The organism is Pseudactinotalea sp. HY160, assembly GCF_009372055.1.
Taxonomy (GTDB): domain Bacteria; phylum Actinomycetota; class Actinomycetes; order Actinomycetales; family Beutenbergiaceae; genus HY158.
Map to the genome: position 1 here is coordinate 1 of NZ_WHMT01000007.1, position 15176 is coordinate 15176.

The 15176-nt window shown below is 71.2% G+C and carries 15 protein-coding genes; 9 read left to right on the top strand and 6 right to left on the bottom strand.

Annotated features, from left to right (window positions below; translation table 11 throughout):
• The coding region (locus tag GCG21_RS08235; protein WP_152818986.1) for an IS3 family transposase at positions 1-615 on the top strand (615 nt) is incomplete at its 5' end.
• Here GCG21_RS08235 and GCG21_RS08240 read toward each other — a convergent pair.
• The 4 genes from GCG21_RS08240 to GCG21_RS08255 all read right to left on the bottom strand — a co-directional run bounded on the left by GCG21_RS08240 (position 612) and on the right by GCG21_RS08255 (position 5697).
• A complete protein-coding gene (locus GCG21_RS08240; RefSeq protein WP_194164997.1) occupies positions 612-1205 on the bottom strand; it encodes a TetR/AcrR family transcriptional regulator in 594 nt (197 codons plus the stop codon). The genes GCG21_RS08235 and GCG21_RS08240 overlap by 4 nt on opposite strands.
• Before the next feature lie 160 nt (positions 1206-1365).
• The gene (locus GCG21_RS08245) at positions 1366-2655 is read right to left on the bottom strand and encodes an amidohydrolase family protein (protein WP_194164998.1); all 1290 of its coding nucleotides are present in this window, start codon (positions 2653-2655) and stop codon (positions 1366-1368) included.
• A gap of 160 nt (positions 2656-2815) precedes the next feature.
• Positions 2816-4612, bottom strand: a complete 1797-nt coding sequence (recQ, locus tag GCG21_RS08250; protein WP_152909376.1) for a DNA helicase RecQ — start codon at positions 4610-4612, stop codon at positions 2816-2818.
• A gap of 272 nt (positions 4613-4884) precedes the next feature.
• Positions 4885-5697: an ABC transporter ATP-binding protein gene (locus GCG21_RS08255; RefSeq protein ID WP_370517405.1), complete on the bottom strand. Its 813-nt coding sequence runs from the start codon at positions 5695-5697 to the stop codon at positions 4885-4887.
• A 133-nt stretch (positions 5698-5830) separates the two neighbouring features.
• Here GCG21_RS08255 and GCG21_RS08260 point away from each other — a divergent pair, with 133 nt between their 5' ends.
• Together GCG21_RS08260 and GCG21_RS08265 are read left to right on the top strand one after the other, a co-directional pair.
• Positions 5831-6499: a FadR/GntR family transcriptional regulator gene (locus GCG21_RS08260; protein WP_152818989.1), complete on the top strand. Its 669-nt coding sequence runs from the start codon at positions 5831-5833 to the stop codon at positions 6497-6499.
• A 103-nt stretch (positions 6500-6602) separates the two neighbouring features.
• The gene (locus GCG21_RS08265; protein ID WP_194164999.1) at positions 6603-7814 is read left to right on the top strand and encodes an exonuclease domain-containing protein; all 1212 of its coding nucleotides are present in this window, start codon (positions 6603-6605) and stop codon (positions 7812-7814) included.
• 32 nt (positions 7815-7846) lie between these two features.
• Here the strand turns inward: GCG21_RS08265 and GCG21_RS08270 are convergent, their stop codons facing one another.
• Positions 7847-8533 (bottom strand): FadR/GntR family transcriptional regulator, encoded by a 687-nt coding sequence (locus GCG21_RS08270; RefSeq protein ID WP_227993557.1) that lies wholly within the window; start codon positions 8531-8533, stop codon positions 7847-7849.
• A 42-nt stretch (positions 8534-8575) separates the two neighbouring features.
• Here GCG21_RS08270 and GCG21_RS08275 point away from each other — a divergent pair, with 42 nt between their 5' ends.
• The gene (locus tag GCG21_RS08275; RefSeq protein WP_194165000.1) at positions 8576-9844 is read left to right on the top strand and encodes an MFS transporter; all 1269 of its coding nucleotides are present in this window, start codon (positions 8576-8578) and stop codon (positions 9842-9844) included.
• Between the two features lie 33 nt (positions 9845-9877).
• Here GCG21_RS08275 and GCG21_RS08280 read toward each other — a convergent pair whose 3' ends face one another.
• Complete coding sequence (locus GCG21_RS08280; RefSeq protein ID WP_227993561.1) at positions 9878-10603, bottom strand: DNA alkylation repair protein; 726 nt, start codon at positions 10601-10603, stop codon at positions 9878-9880.
• A gap of 103 nt (positions 10604-10706) precedes the next feature.
• Between GCG21_RS08280 and GCG21_RS08285 the strand changes: the two genes are divergently transcribed.
• The 5 genes from GCG21_RS08285 (at position 10707) to GCG21_RS08305 (ending at position 15167) form a co-directional block, all read left to right on the top strand.
• Positions 10707-11321 carry a GyrI-like domain-containing protein gene (locus GCG21_RS08285; protein WP_152818997.1) on the top strand — a complete coding sequence of 205 codons (615 nt, stop codon included), beginning with the start codon at positions 10707-10709 and terminating at the stop codon, positions 11319-11321.
• A gap of 122 nt (positions 11322-11443) precedes the next feature.
• Positions 11444-12817 (top strand): FAD-binding oxidoreductase, encoded by a 1374-nt coding sequence (locus tag GCG21_RS08290; RefSeq protein ID WP_194165001.1) that lies wholly within the window; start codon positions 11444-11446, stop codon positions 12815-12817.
• A 37-nt stretch (positions 12818-12854) separates the two neighbouring features.
• Positions 12855-13346, top strand: a complete 492-nt coding sequence (ybaK, locus tag GCG21_RS08295; RefSeq protein ID WP_370517406.1) for a Cys-tRNA(Pro) deacylase — start codon at positions 12855-12857, stop codon at positions 13344-13346.
• Between the two features lie 61 nt (positions 13347-13407).
• Entirely contained in the window at positions 13408-14079 is a 672-nt protein-coding gene (locus GCG21_RS08300) for a TetR/AcrR family transcriptional regulator (protein ID WP_227993562.1), read from the top strand.
• 101 nt (positions 14080-14180) lie between these two features.
• Entirely contained in the window at positions 14181-15167 is a 987-nt protein-coding gene (locus GCG21_RS08305) for a diaminopimelate dehydrogenase (protein WP_152819001.1), read from the top strand.
• The last annotated feature ends 9 nt before the right edge of the window (positions 15168-15176 follow it).

Below are 15176 nucleotides of genomic sequence, written 5' to 3' on the forward strand. Positions count from 1 at the left end.
GCCGCCGGCCTGCAGGGACGCCACCCCCGGGCGTGGAAGCGCACGACGGTCCCCGGTCAGGGGCCGGTGCCGGCACCAGACCTGATCGGGCGCTCGTTCACCGCCGAGGAGGCCGATACCCGCTGGTGCGGCGACATTACGTACGTCAAGACGTGGGAAGGGTGGGCCTACCTGGCCACCGTCATCGACCTGCACTCACGTGCCCTGGTCGGCTGGGCGATCGAGGACCACATGCGCACCGACCTGGTCACCGACGCCCTCGACATGGCACTCAAGACCCGGAAGCCACCCGCCGGTGTCATATTCCACAGTGACCGCGGAACGCAATACACTTCCACCGCCTTCGCCAAATACTGCGAAGATCACAATATCCGCCGCTCCCTGGGCAGGACCGGTGTTTGCTACGACAACGCAGTCTCGGAATCATTCTTCGCGACCTACAAGAAGGAACTCATCCACACCCGCCCCTGGCCGAACCTGACACGACTCCGCAAAGCGACCATCGACTGGATCACGAACTACTACAACACCATCCGTCGGCACTCGACTCTCGGATACTTGACACCCGCAGAATATGAACTAGGATATAGGAACATCAACGAATTGGCAGCCTAATTCGTCTGTCTACTAAAGCGGGAACACTCCAGTCCTGCGGCGAACATGTCCGCGGCGGCATCGGTGAGTGCGAGCCATCGATCACCATCGGGATCGTTGGCGAGTTGTTGAGAGACGAGGCCGGTGACCAGTGCGGTCCACAGGTCGAGGTCCTCGGAACGGGTGATGTCGATGCGTGCGAACGCGGCACGCATCGACTCGAACGCCTCGACGGCGGGCGCATACGCTTGTGGTGATGGCACGAAGCCGGGAATCATCCGTTGGAACAGCAGTTGGAACCGCACCGGGTCGGCCAGGCAGAAGTCCACAAAGGCCCGGGCCGCGACCCGCAACTGTTCGCGTCGATCCTCCAGGGTCGGAACGGATCGCATTGCATCGCGGAAGGCGGCGTTGCCTTCGGTGAACATGAAGTCGTAGATCGCGTGTTTGGACTCGAAGTAGGTGTACAGGCTTGGTGCCTGCACTCCCACCGCGGCAGCGATCTGGCGCATGGTGAACCCGGACAGTCCGTGCTCGCGGGCCAACTCCCAGCAGGCACCCACGATTTCTGCTCGGGCGGCTGCCTGCCGTCGCTCTTTTCCCAGAGGCACCGTCGTCACCTCTCGCTCGGAGCGTGTCGCTCGACATCCTACCAAAGTTCATGGATACTAACTAAGTTAGCGCCGCGCCGTCCACTCTTCTGGCAAGGCCAGGACGCCGCCGGTGCGGCGGGCCAGGGGTCCACCAGGAGTTCGTTGTGCTCCCGCCCGCCTAGCTCTCGTTCTTGACGATCGCCCCGGCCTTGAGGATGACGGGCATCGTCTGCTCGGGTGTGGTGATGACGCCGATGTTCGCCAGGGGGTCGCCGTCCACGAGCAACAGGTCCGCCAGCGCACCCTCGGCAACCACCCCCAGCCGGCCGGGGTAGGGGTTGCGCGGACCGGAGAGGGCGAGCAACTCGGCGTTACGCGAGGTGGCCATGATCAGGACCTCGGCCGCGGACATCCATCGGACCAGCTTCGCCAACCGGTGTGTCTGCCGTCGCCACAGCCCCGGTGAGAACAGGACGTCGGATCCGAAGGCGAGGTTGATCCCGTGTTTGCGGGCCAGCTCGAAGGCGGCGTCGGTGCCGGCTGCCACGTGGAGCTGCTTGACTCGATTGGCACCCTGGGTGGGCGTGGCGTCCTCGTCGTCGAGGAACGGCTGGAGGCACCACCACGCCCCGTGCTCGGCCATGAGGGCGGCGGTGTCGTCGTCGATGAGCTGACCGTGTTCGATGCACCGGACGCCCGCCCGTAGCGCCTGCTGCACCGCGCGCGTCGTGTACGCGTGAACGGTGACGTAGGTGCCCCAGTTCTCGGCCGCCTCGACCGCAGCCCGCATCTCCGACTCGGTGTATTGGGTGACATCCAGGGGGTCATAGGCAGACGTGACACCACCGCCGCTCATCACCTTGACCTGGCTGGCCCCGAGCATCAACTGCTCACGCACGCCGCGCAAGACCTCCGGCACACCGTCGGCGATGACCGCGGCGCCGAGCAGCTCCGAGTGGCTCAAGCGACCGTGTGAGCCACGAGGCACCTCGAAGGGCAGGCGGAAGTCTCCGTGCCCGCCGGTCTGGGAGATGAACGCCCCCGAGGGGAAGATCCGAGGCCCCCGTGCCAGGCCCAGATCGATCGCCTGCTTGATCCCGAACACCGGCCCGCCGAGATCGCGCACGGTGGTGAATCCGCGAAGAAGTGTCTGTTCGGCACCCGCGGCCGCGGCGATGGCCAGGAAGTACACGTTCCCCGTCAAGGCGGTGACCTGGCTGATACCGGCGAAGGACAGGTGCGTGTGCATGTCGATCAGCCCGGGCATCAACGTCCGCCCGGCCCCGTCGATGACGATGTCGGTCGGGGAAGAACCGGCGGTCCCCTCCGTACTCTCGTGACGGGTGGATGCGGTGATCGACGCGATCACCCCGGCCTCGACCCGGACGTCCTGCGCGGCGGACAACCGCGGCTGCACACCGTCGAAGACGCGGACGTCGCGGAACAGGATGCTTGGTGCCTGGTCCAATTCGGGCCACCTTGTCTACTCGCGGATTTCGAGCCGTCTGCACGGAGGATTCAACTGCTGAGCGAGACGCCGGTATAACGTTTCGTCGAGCCTACCGGCGGCCGCGACTCGACCGCGTGCGTCTCGGGGTGGCGGCCACCAACGCCGGCTGCGGGTCGGGTCATGCGCCCGCGAGCACGCCGAGGACCGCCTCGCCGTACCGTTCGAGCTTCGCATCGCCCACGCCCGAGATCTGCCGCAGCGCTCCGAGCGAGTCGGGCCGCGCGCGGGCGATGCCCGCGAGCGTCGCGTCATTGAAGACGACGTAGGCCGGCACTCCCTGTTCCTTCGCCACCGCGGCCCGCCAGGTGCGCAGACCCTGGAAGAGTTCCTGCTGCGGCTCGTCCAGCTCCACCGGGGCGGCCTTGGTCTTCGGCGCGCGGGTGGCCCGCTCCCGCTCGGGCTCCCGGCGCAGTCGCACCGGCTGCTCCCCGCGCAGGACCGGCGCGGCGGCCTCGGTCGGCGCGAGCACCCCGTATTCGCCGCGGACCTCGATGAGTCCGTGCGCGAGCAGCTGGCGCACGACCCCGCGCCAGTACTGCTCGCCGAGCTCCGTGCCGATCCCGAACGTCGACAGGTTGGTGTGGCGCAGCCGCACCACCCGCTCGGTCTCCCGACCGAGCAGGATGTCCACGAGGTGCCCGGCGCCGAAGCTCTGCCCGTGCTCGGTGCGCAGCCGCAGGATCGTCGAGAGCAGCTTCTGTGCCGGCACCGTGCCGTCGACCGTCTCCGGCGGGGCGAGGCACGTGTCGCAGTTGCCGCACGGCTCGCTCTCCTCGCCGAAGTAGCGCAGCAACTGCCGGCGCCGGCACTGGACCGTCTCGCACAGGGCGAGCATCGCGTCCAGGTGGAGGGTCTGGGCGCGCTTGCGCTGCCGGTCGCCCTCGCCGCCCGAGATCATGCGGCGCTGTTGGACGACGTCCGCGAGCCCGTACGCGAGCCACGCGGTCGAGGGCAGCCCGTCGCGGCCCGCGCGGCCGGTCTCCTGGTAGTAACCCTCGATGCTCTTGGGAAGGTCGAGGTGCGCCACGAACCTCACGTCCGGCTTGTCGATGCCCATGCCGAACGCGATCGTGGCCACCATGACCACGCCGTCCTCGCGCAGGAAGCGCGCCTGGTTGCGCGCGCGCAACTCGGCGGGCAGGCCCGCATGGTAAGGGAGCGCCGTGATCCCCTCGCCGGTGAGCCACTCGGCGGTGCGCTCGACCGAGGCCCGGCTCAGGCAGTACACGATCCCGGCGGCACCCGGATGCTCCTCCCGGATGAGCCGCAGCAGCGCCCGCCGGGCCTCCTGCTTCGGGGCGATGCGGTACTGGATGTTCGGCCGGTCGAAGCCGGCGACGAACACCCGGGCGCCGTCGAGCCGGAGGTTGCGGGTGATCTCCTCGCGCGTGTCCCGCGTGGCGGTGGCGGTCAGGGCGATCCGCGGCACGTGCGGCCAGCGCTCGTGCAGGATCGTCAGGCCGAGGTAGTCCGGCCGGAAGTCGTGCCCCCACTGCGCCACGCAGTGCGCCTCGTCGATCGCGAAGAGCGAGATGTGGGCGCGATCGAGCAGCGCGGTCGCCGCGGCCAGCCGCTCGGGGGCGAGGTAGAGCAGGTCGAGTTCGCCGTCGAGCAACCGCCGCTCGACCTCCCGGCGCTCGGGCGTGCTCTGGGTCGAGTTGAGGAACGCCGCGCGCACCCCGAGTTGGGCGAGGGCGTCCACCTGGTCGTGCATGAGCGCGATGAGCGGACTGATGACGACGCCCGTTCCCTCCCGCACGAGCGCCGGAACCTGGTAGCACAGGCTCTTCCCGCCGCCGGTGGGCATGAGCACGAGGGCATCCTCGCCGCGGACCACGGCGTCGATGATCTCCGCCTGCCGGCCTCGGAACGAGTCGTAGCCCCAGATCGTCGTGAGCGCCTCGAGGGGAGTCATGGCCGCCGCCGGTGCGGCAGCGACCGGCTGGCGCGGCTGGCTCGGCTGGCGCGGCGGCGCCGCCGATTCGGAGCGCCACGGCTCGGGCGGCCCCCACAGCTCCGGCTCCTCGGGCGGCTCCCAGCTATCCGGCTCCTCGGGCGGCGGCTCCGGCCAGGAGGGGTCCTCGGGGTTCCACGTCTCGCTCACCCTGCCAGGCTAGGTGCTGCGCGGACCCGGTACGGACCCGCCGAGGCGATACCCCGATGTGCGCCGCGGGCGCGAGGCGTCCGTCAGATCGCGTCGGGGTGAGCCGCCGCGGGCGTTCGGATGGCGCGGGCGTACCACCGTCGATCGCGGTGCTCGATCCGGATCGGATGGTCGAAGCTCTCGGTGACCAGCTCCGTCGTCAACACGTCCTGCGCCGCTCCCACCGCGACGAGGCGACCGTCCTTGACCAGGGCCGCATGCGTCGTCGACTCGGGCAGTTCCTCGAGGTGATGGGTCACGAGCACGGTGGCCAGCTCGGGACGCAGGCGATGCAATCGGTCGACCGTCTCCAGGTACTGCTCCCGGGCCGCGACGTCCAGGCCGGTCGACGGCTCGTCGAGCAGGAGCAGGGCCGGCTTCGTCAGCAGCGCCCTCGCGATGAGCGTCCTGCCCCGCTCTCCCTGTGACATCGTCGTCCAGTCGGCGTCGGCGACAGCGTGCAGCCCGAGCGCATCGATCAGCCGGTCGGCTCGTTCGCGCACCTGCGGACCGGGTGTCCACCGGGGCATGAGTTCGGTCGTGCCGGTCGCCCCCGTGAGCACGACCCCCCGGGCGGTGAGCGCGGACCGCAGGGGGTGGCGCGGATCGACATGTCCGATGGATTCGCGCAGCTTGCGGATCTCCACCCGGCCCAGCCGGTTCCCGAGGACGTGCACGGTGCCGCGCGTGGGGTGCTGCTGCGCCCCGCACAGGCTGAGGATCGTGCTCTTGCCGGCACCGTTCGGGCCGATGAGCGCCCAATGCTCACCCGCGTGGACGGTCAGGTTGATGTCGGTGAGGATTCGGCGTGCCCCTCGCACGACGTCGACGTTTCGCAGCGACAGGATGTCGGTCACGCGCACGACCCTTCGAATTCGGCGGCAGCGGGGATGATGTGCCGGCACGGAACGTCGCCGGAGCGGCGACGGGCCGACCCGAACACGGGATAGACTCTACACAACTCCTCAGACAAGTAGATTGGTGTCATCGATGGTCGAGATCAGGCGGGTCTCGCTCGCGGACCAGGCGGCCGCCGCCCTGCTCGAGCGGATCCGCGCCGGCGAGTGGCCGCTCGGCGCCAGACTGCCGGGGGAGACGACACTCGGGCCACAGCTCGGGGTCGGACGCTCGACCGTGCGCGAGGCGATCAGGCAGCTCGCGGGCCAGGGGGTGCTCGAGGCGCGGCAGGGCGCGGGGGTGTTCGTCACCGCCCTCGACACGGGCGAGGAGTGGGACGCCGTGCTGCGCCGGGCGGGGATCGCCTCGGTGATCGAGGCGCGCATCGCGATCGAGGCCGAGGCCGCCGCCCACGCCGCCGAGCGGCGCACACCCGCCGCGCTCCGGGCGATCCGCCGCGCCCTGGCGGAACGCCACGATCGGCGTGGCAGCACCGAGGAGTACGTGGACGCCGACATGCGCTTCCACCGCGCGATCGTCGCCGCCGCCGACAACCCCGTCCTGCTCGAGCTCTTCGACGCGTTCGTGCCGAGGCTGCGCCAGGCCATGATCGACATGCTGTGCATGGGCCGGCACGTCTCCGATGACGCGGACCACGCCGCCCACGCCGACCTGACCGAGGCGATCGCCGCGCGCGACGCCGAGGCCGCGCGCCGGCTCAGTCGTGCCCATCTCGTCTCCCTCGCGGACGCGCTTCGGTAGACATTCCGTCCGTCCACTCGTGTACCGGTAGGGTTCCGCCATGGCCGGGACCGTCGAAGCGCGCCCCGCCGGGGGGATCGCCGGTGATCGGAGGGATGGACTCATGACGAGCGGTTTCGCTGTGATCGACTTCGAGACGACGGGGGTCGTGCCAGAACGAACCGACCGCGTGATCGAGGTCGGGGTCGTGCTCGCCGCCCCGTCCGGGCGCATCGAACACGAATGGACGACGCTGCTCAACCCGCGTCGTGACCTCGGCCCGACGCGTATCCACGGCGTCCGTGCCGCCGACGTGGTCGACGCGCCGGACTTCGGTGACGTGGCCGATCACCTGGTCGAACTGCTGCGGGGCCGCACGGTCGTTGCGCACAACGCCTCGTTCGACATGCGTTTCCTCCACGCCGAACTCGCCCGGGCCCGGTACGAGATCGCCGGCCGGCCGCCGGCCCTGTGCTCGATGAAGTGGGCGGGCCGGGTGCTCGGGACGGCCAAGCTCGCGCACTGCTGCGACGCCCTCGACATCGAGCTCGCCAACGCGCACTGCGCCCTCGACGATGCCCGCGCCACCGCCCGACTCGTCGCGCACCTGGCGCACCGGCTCGACGGCGATCGGGCGTGGGAGACGGATCGACGGGCCGGAGCGGCCTTCGTCTGGCCGGCCCCGCGCGGGGCATCGGTTCCCTTCACCCCCGCACACCGCGGCACATCGGCGCAGAATGAGGGCTCGTGGCTCGAGTCCGTGCTCGCTGCCGCCTGGATCCCCGGTTCCCCCGAGGACGAGGCGTCCTACCTCATGGCGCTGGACCGCGCACTCCTCGACCGCACGATCTCCGTGACCGAGGGGCGTGAACTACTCGAGGTGGCGCGTGCCGCCGGCCTCGGCCCCGAGACGGTCGCCCGCCTCCACCGCGACTACCTGCGATCGGTGGCCCAGGAGGCCCTGGCCGACGGCGTCGTCACGGCGCAGGAGCACGCCGACCTCGCAACCGTGGCGGCGGCCCTCGGGCTCGGGGCCCGTTCGATCGAGGAGGCACTGGCCGAGGGGGCCCGGACCGAGCGGTCGGGCGGCGGCTTCGTGCTCGAGCGCGGTGACCGCGTCGTGTTCACCGGTGAGCTGCGGCGCGGCCGCGACGAGTGGGTCGACGCCGTCCTGGCGGCAGGCCTGACCACGGGCGGGGTCACGAAGTCGACGAAGGTCGTCGTCGCCGCCGATCCCGATTCGCTCAGCGGCAAGGCCGCCAAGGCCAAGCGGTACGGACTGCCCATCGTGACCGAGGAGGGCTTCGAGCGGCTCTTCGCCGCGTTCCACGCCTAGCTCTCATCCCGCACGGCCACGTGAGCCGGTCCTCAGGCCATGAACGGGTCGAAGATGGCCGCCACGAGCGCGGTGGCACGGGGTGCGTCCCCGTCTGCGATCGCCTCGACCAGATCGTGATGATCCCGATGCGCCCGGTCGACGTCGCCCGAACCCACGGGGCCGTCCTCGCGCATGTGCCCGGCGAAGACGTCGAGCATGCTGGAGTACAGCTCGAGGTAGAGCGGGTTGTGGGTCGCCGCGACGATGGCCCGATGGAGGGCGAGATCCGCACCCGCGCGGACGTCGGCGTCGCCGGTGGACCAACTCGCCTCCCGACGCCCACACAGGTCGCGCAGCCGCTCGATATCGGCCTCGGTGCGCCGTGCCGCCGCGAGTGATGCCGCCGTCGTGTCGAGGGCGAGGCGCAGCTCCAGGTAGTCGCGCCGCCGGCCGCCGGCGAGCCCGCGTTCCAGCGGTCCGGTGAGTTCGGAATCGGAGATGACGAACGTGCCGCGGCCCTGCTCCCGGCGCAGCAGGCCCGCATGCACGAGCGACTGCAGCCCCTCCCGGACCGTGTTGCGGCCGATCCCGAAGCTCGCGACGAGCTCGACCTCGGTCGGGATCCGCTCACCGACCGGCCACCGGCCCGAGAGCACCTCGTCGCGGAAGAGCGAGGCGGCCTGGTCGATCAGCCCGACTCGATGCATCGGCCGTGGCGTGTTACCGTCCTCAGGCATCCCATCATCCCATCATTCGTCGACTTCGTAGTGGAGTGTAGCGTGGCACCCCAATCCTCATCCCAGCGCCCGGCGGGCACGCGACGCCTCGGCGTCCTGGCGGGTCTCGCGATCGTTCTGACGGCGGTCAACCTTCGGACCGCGGTGACGGGGTTCACTCCACTCCTCGAGATCATCGGCGCCGATCTCGGATACGGCGTACTGGTGGCGGGACTGCTCGGCACCGTGCCGGCGGCGGCCTTCGGGGTCTTCGGCTTCCTGGCGCCCGTGGTCACGCGCAGGTTCGGGCTCGAGCGGACGGCCGCGGTGGCGATGGCCCTGACCGCCCTCGCGCTCGTCGCGCGCGCCTACTCGTCGACCCCGGTCGCGCTCGTGGCCTCGACCGTGCTCGCCCTCGCCGGGATCGGGGCGGCGAACGTCGTCATCGTGCCGCTCGTCAAGGCCTGGTTCCCGGGCCGGGTCGCGCTGTGGACCTCCCTCTACCTCATCTCCATGCAGACCGGGCAGTTCGTCGCCCCGCTGCTCGCCGTGCCGGTCGCCCAGGCGACTAGTTGGCGGCTCTCGGTCGGGATGTGGGTCGGGCCGATCGCCCTGGCCGGGCTCGCCTGGCTCGTGGTGACGACGAGGCTGCCCGGCCGTGGCGGTGCGGCCACCCGCCGGGACGCCCCGGCCGCGCCCGTCTCCGCCCGGCCGAGGCTGGGCAACTCGGCGATCGTGTGGGGGCTGGTGATCCTGTTCGCGATGATCTCGGTATCGAACTACGGGATCATCACCTGGGTGCCCGCCATGATCACCCACGCCGGCGGCACCGCGGCGCTGGGCGGGTCGATGGTCGGGCTCTACTCCGCCTGGGGAGTGGTCGCGGCGCTGGTCGTGCCCCAACTGACCGTGCGGCTGCGCAGGCCGTTCGTGGTGGTCGTCGTCTGCTCGATCTTCCTCGTGGCCGGCTACGTCGGGCTGCTCGTCTCCCCGCTCGTGGGAACACCGCTGTGGATGTGCGCCCTGGGGATCGGGGTGAGCACGTTCCCGCTGTGCATGACCCTCATCAACGTCCGGACCAGGACGACGCAGTCCGCCTCGGTCGTCTCGGGCTTCGTGCAGGGCATCGGCTACGCGCTCGCGGCCGTGGCGCCGTTCGGGCTCGGACTCCTGCGCGAGACGACGGGTTCGTGGACGGTCCCGCTCCTCGTGCTCGCCGCGAGCGCCGTGCCCAGCCTCATCGGCGGGTGGTTCGCATGCCGGCCGCGGTTCGTGGAGGACTCGCTCCCCGGCGTGCGGGCGCGGGATGCCGATCGGTTGCCGCAGCCATAGCGAGCCGGCCGGCAGCCCCCGCGACCCCTGCGTTCACCGGCGCCGACCGGCCCCCTCCCGGCGCCGGACCATCTCGGCGATCCACACCGGGGCGTAGGGCGAGGTGCAGTTCGGAGGGGTCGGATAGTCGCGCAGGACCCCGAGCCGCTCCCCGATCGCGAGCGCCCGGGCCCGCTCGCCGGCATCCTCGATGCCGATCTGGGCGAGCGTGTGGTTCATCGCCCACTGGAGCCGCTCGGGGGCGCGGGCCATCTGGTCCTCGATCCGGTCGAGCAGCCTCGGCAGGTCGAGTCCATCCGGATACTTGACCACCCGCTCGGACGTAAGCGCCCAGCCGGCGCTCGCGACAACGGGATCGGGGTCGTCGAACCAGGCGAGGCGGAGCTCCTCGGCGTGCCCGCTCTTCTTCACGATGTAGTTGACGAGCCAGTCGTGGACCTTCGGTGAGCCGCCCGCTCGCAGCCACGCGTCGAGCCGCTCGCGGTCGAACGTGCGCGGCCTGCTGATGAGGATGGCCACGAGCCGGGCCGCGCTGTCGCCGGTCGCCCACAACTGCGGGGCGAGCTCGGGCCGACCCTTGATCCGCTTCGCGAGCTCCCGCAACCGGGTGAGGTTGACGGCGTGGTCGTCGCCGTGGCGCCTGTTCACCGCGAGGATCTTCGGATCCGCCAGCGCCTCCAGCTCGACCATCACGTCGGCGACCGTCATCGCACCGGGCGCAACCGCGGCCTTCCGCTCCGCCGATTCACCCGAGCTCATCGATTCCTCCCCGTCGTGCTGCCTCGTACGGCCATGGCGGCGAGCCTAGCCGAGCCGGCCGGCGGGATACCCGGGCCGGCCCGGCGCACGTAGGGTGGCACCCATGACCGCGGCGAAGGTCGACGTCAAGAAGGACCTCGACTCCTACCGGGCCCGCAGCGGGCGGTTCCGGCTGCTCGATGTGCCGCCCCGGCGCTACCTCGCGGTCGACGGCGCCGGTGACCCGAACACCTCACCCACGTTCACCGCGGCGATCGAGACCCTCTACCCGGTGGCGTACGGCCTCAAGTTCGCAAGCAGGGACGCCGGCCGGGACTATGTCGTACCGCCGCTCGAGGGCCTGTGGTGGGCAGACGACATCGCGGCCTTCACCAGCGCACGCGACAAGTCCCGCTGGCATTGGCGCCTGCTCCTGCTCGTGCCCGAGTGGCTCGGGCCGGACGACGTCGACGCCGCCACGGCCGCGGCCGCCGCGAAGGGCGCCGGACCTCGGCTCGCCGACCTGCACCTCGAGGACCTCCACGAGGGCCGCTGCGTGCAGACCCTGCACGTCGGCCCCTTCGACGACGAGGCCGGCGTGCTCCGCCGGCTCCATTGCGAGTTCCTGCGCGCCCACGACCTGCGCCCGACCGGCGTCCACCACGAGATCTATCTGAGCGATGTGCGCCGGGCCGCCCCGGATCGCCGGCGCACGATCCTGCGCCAGCCGGTCGAATAGGCTCGATCGGGAGCCGGCCGGCGCACGGAGCCGCATTGCCACGCGCGGGGCGCGGGCGTAGAATTTCCTCCTCGAATCAGGCGCACCAGTTCCGGCGGGCGGTCGCGACGATGAATCCAGCGGTGGCGGATTTCCCCAGGTCGCTGCGCGACGCCGTCATCACCCGCGACGACCCGGAGTACGCCCGGGCGCGGGCGGTGTGGAACGGCGTGATCGACCGCTACCCGCTCGCGGTCGTGCGGTGCCGGTCCGTCGACGACGTGCGCCTCGCCGTCGAGATCGCCCGCCGGCACCGCTGGCCCCTCGCGGTCCGCGGCGGCGGACACAGCGTGGCCGGCCACGGCACCGTCGACGACGGGCTCGTGCTCGACCTCGCGCGGCTCACCGGTCTCGAATTCGACCCGGACCGGCGCCTCGTGACCGCCGGGGGCGGCGCCACCTGGGGCCAGGTCGACGCGGCGACCCAGGCGGCGGGCCTGGCCGTGCCCGGCGGCGTGTTCTCACGAACGGGCATCGCAGGCCTGACCCTCGGCGGCGGCTACGGATGGATCCGCAACAGGTACGGGCTCAGCTGCGCGAGCCTGGTCCGTGCCGAGATGGTCACGGCCGACTCCGAGGCCGTCACGGCGAGCGCCACCGAGAACCCCGAGCTGCTGTGGGCGCTGCGTGGATCGGGAGGCAACGTCGGCGTCGTCACCTCCTTCACCTACCGCGCCCACCCCGTGGGGCCGCGCGCCTACTTCCTCTTCGTGTTCCACGACGCCCGCGCCGGCCGGGCGACGCGCGGGCTGCGGCTGTTCCGGGACTTCTGCCGGGCCGCGCCCGATGAGGTGAGCACTCTCGCGTTCCTCGGCCGGGTGCCGGACGCGGGCGAGGGCTTCGCGGCGGGCACCGCCGGATGGCCGTTCGTCGGGTTCGCGGGCCTGTACGTGGGCGACCCGGGGGAGGGGGCCTCGCTCCTGAGTCCGCTGCGGGAGTTCAGCCGCGACCCGTTGGCCGACGCAAGCGGCGTGACCGACTACGTCGACGTCCAGCAGGTCTTCGATGCGGACTACCCGGACGGCGGCCGCTACTACTGGAAGTCGGTCAACCTCGAGACGCTCGACGAGGAGACGATCGACCTGCTGGCCGAGGCCGGGCGATCCGCCCCCTCCGACCTGAGCACGATCGACCTCTGGCACAACGCGGGCGCCGCGACGGGTCCGGTCGACGGCGCCCTCAGCTCGCACGCCGCCTTCATGATCAACCCGGAGGCCAACTGGGTCACGGCCGCGGACGACCCGGCGAATATCCACTGGGTCCGCGAGCTCGTGGCCGCGCTCACGCCGAAGTCCGACGGCTCCCGCTACCTCAACTTCGCCGGCTTCCAGGAGGAGGGCGAGGACGCCGTGCGGGCGACCTTCCGCGACGACTACGTCCGACTCGCCCGCATCAAGGCCCGGTGGGATCCGGAGAACTGCTTCCGGCTCAACCAGAACGTGCATCCCGCCGCCTGAGTGCGGCGCCACCGGCCCCGCCCGCTACGGTGGGCCGGTGCCCAAGAAGCCGACCTCGGGGTCGACCCCGGCCGTGCGCGCCCTGCTCGCCGCGGGCGTCGCGTTCACCGAGCACCCCTACGACCACGACCCCACCGCGCCGTCCTTCGGCCTCGAGGCGGCCGCCGCCCTCGGGCGCGACCCCGCCCAGGTGTTCAAGACCCTCCTCGTCGACGCCGGCTCCGGCCTCGCCGTCGGCATCGTGCCCGTGTCCGCCACCCTGGACCTCAAGGCGATGGGCGCCGCCCTCGGGGTGAAGAAGGTCGCGATGGCCGCGGTGGCCGACGCCGAACGCGTCACCGGCTACGTCGCCGGCGGCATCTCCCCGATCGGGCAGCGGCGCGCGCTGCCGACCGTCCTCGACTCCTCCGCGGGCCGATGGACGACGCTGCTCGTCTCGGGCGGTCGGCGCGGCCTGGACATCGAGCTCGCCCCGGCCGACCTCGCAGCGCTCACCCGCGCTACGCGGGCCGCGATCGCGTCGTCCTGAATCCCGCTCTGTGCGCGACCGCACTGTTCCGGGCGCACCACCGTGGACATAAGATATTTACATGATGATGACCGGTCCGGCGGCGACGCGGCGCGAGCTCCTTCTCGCCGCCTCCAGGGAGATCGCCGAGCGCGGCTACAGCGCGACCTCGTTCGCCGCCGTCGCGGCCAGGATCGGGCTGACCAAGGGCGCCTTCTCGTACCACTTCCCCACGAAACGCGACCTCGCCCGGGCCCTCGCCGGCGCCTTCCACGATGCCCTCGTGTACGCGGATGCCGACGCCCGACGCTTCTTCCCCGAGGGGGACCTGCGCACCGCGATCCGGTGCCTCATGAGCCTGTCGCTGCAGACGAGCCGCAGCCCGTTCGCGCGGGCCGCCCTCACGCTCGTCTTCGATCCGGAGCCGCCCGTCGAGGAGGTGGGCGAGGAGTTCGAATTCTGGACGGCGATGCTCGCCAAGTACCTGCGCGTCGCCGAGGAGAAGCACCAGGCCCATCTCGTCATGCCCGGCGACGAGTGCGCGACCTACCTGACCGTCACGCTCCTGGGGATGAGCTTCCTCTCGCAACGGGACTTCGTGCAGCCGCGCGTGGATCAGCTCACCGCCCTGCGCTGCATGCTCGACTCGATCGGCGTGGTCGACGCCCGCGCCGTCACCGACGAGGCACTCGCCGAGCCCGTGATCTACGAATGGCCGCAGAGCGACCTGAACCGCGCCGAGATCCTCGGCTGACGGGTTGGTCGGGTCTCATCGGGGCTCATCCGGGTCGATCCGGGGTCGGCGCACGGGGCCGGGACGCGCTAGCGTGAGCGCACGACTATGGAAGGCAGAGCATGAGTATTCGCGTTGGGATCGTCGGCTACGGCAACCTGGGGCGCGGCGTCGAGCAGGCGCTCGCCCGGCAGCAGGACCTGCACCTCGTGGGCATCTACACCCGGCGCGACCCCCTCGACGTCACGCCGGCCTCGGGTGACGTGCACGTCGGGCGGGTCGACGAGCTCGCCGACGAGGACACCCGGGCGGGGATCGACGTGCTCGTCCTCTGCGGCGGCTCCCGCCTCGACCTGCCCGAGCAGGGCCCGGAGCTCGCGCGCTCCTACACGACGGTCGACTCCTTCGACACCCACGCGCGCATCCCCGAGTACTTCGCCGCCGTCGACGCCGCCGCCCGCGCCGGGAACACCACCGCGATCATCTCGGTGGGCTGGGACCCGGGCCTGTTCTCCCTCAACCGGGTCTACGCCCAGTCGGTGCTGCCGCAGGGCACGACGGCGACCTTCTGGGGCAAGGGACTGAGCCAGGGACACTCGGACGCGGTCCGGCGGGTGCCCGGAGTGGCCGCCGGTGTGCAGTACACGGTGCCGAACGAGGAGGCGATCGCCCGGGTGCGCGCCGGAACCGGCGCCGACCTGGCCACCCGCGACAAGCACACCCGGCACTGCTACGTCGTGCTCGCCGACGGCGCGGACGCCGAGGAGGTGCGCTCGGCGATCGTCACGATGCCCGACTACTTCGCCGACTACGACACGACCGTCACCTTCATCTCGGCCGAGGAGCTCCGGCGCGACCATTCGGCCATGCCGCACGGCGGCGTCGTCATCCATTCGGGCGAGACGAGCCCGGGCACGGTCAACTCGATCGAGTACCGGCTCACGCTCGCCTCCAACCCCGAGTTCACCGCGAGCGTGCTCGTGGCCTACGCCCGCGCCGCTCACCGGCTCAGCAGTGCCGGTGAGCACGGCGCCAAGACCGTGTACGACATCGCACCCGGGCTGCTCTCGCCGCGGAGCCCCGAGCAGCTGCGCGCCGGGGAGCTCTGAGCGGGATCG

What these genes read in the sequence shown, in the direction of transcription:
- recQ (WP_152909376.1), bottom strand. Translation starts at nt 4,612, where the DNA reads ATGACTCCCCTCGAGGCGCTCACGACGATCTGGGGCTACGACTCGTTC.
- GCG21_RS08260 (WP_152818989.1), top strand. Translation starts at nt 5,831, where the DNA reads ATGGTCGAGATCAGGCGGGTCTCGCTCGCGGACCAGGCGGCCGCCGCC.
- GCG21_RS08265 (WP_194164999.1), top strand. Translation starts at nt 6,603, where the DNA reads ATGACGAGCGGTTTCGCTGTGATCGACTTCGAGACGACGGGGGTCGTG.
- GCG21_RS08285 (WP_152818997.1), top strand. Translation starts at nt 10,707, where the DNA reads ATGACCGCGGCGAAGGTCGACGTCAAGAAGGACCTCGACTCCTACCGG.
- GCG21_RS08270 (WP_227993557.1), bottom strand. Translation starts at nt 8,533, where the DNA reads ATGCCTGAGGACGGTAACACGCCACGGCCGATGCATCGAGTCGGGCTG.
- GCG21_RS08305 (WP_152819001.1), top strand. Translation starts at nt 14,181, where the DNA reads ATGAGTATTCGCGTTGGGATCGTCGGCTACGGCAACCTGGGGCGCGGC.
- GCG21_RS08280 (WP_227993561.1), bottom strand. Translation starts at nt 10,603, where the DNA reads ATGAGCTCGGGTGAATCGGCGGAGCGGAAGGCCGCGGTTGCGCCCGGT.
- GCG21_RS08300 (WP_227993562.1), top strand. Translation starts at nt 13,408, where the DNA reads ATGATGATGACCGGTCCGGCGGCGACGCGGCGCGAGCTCCTTCTCGCC.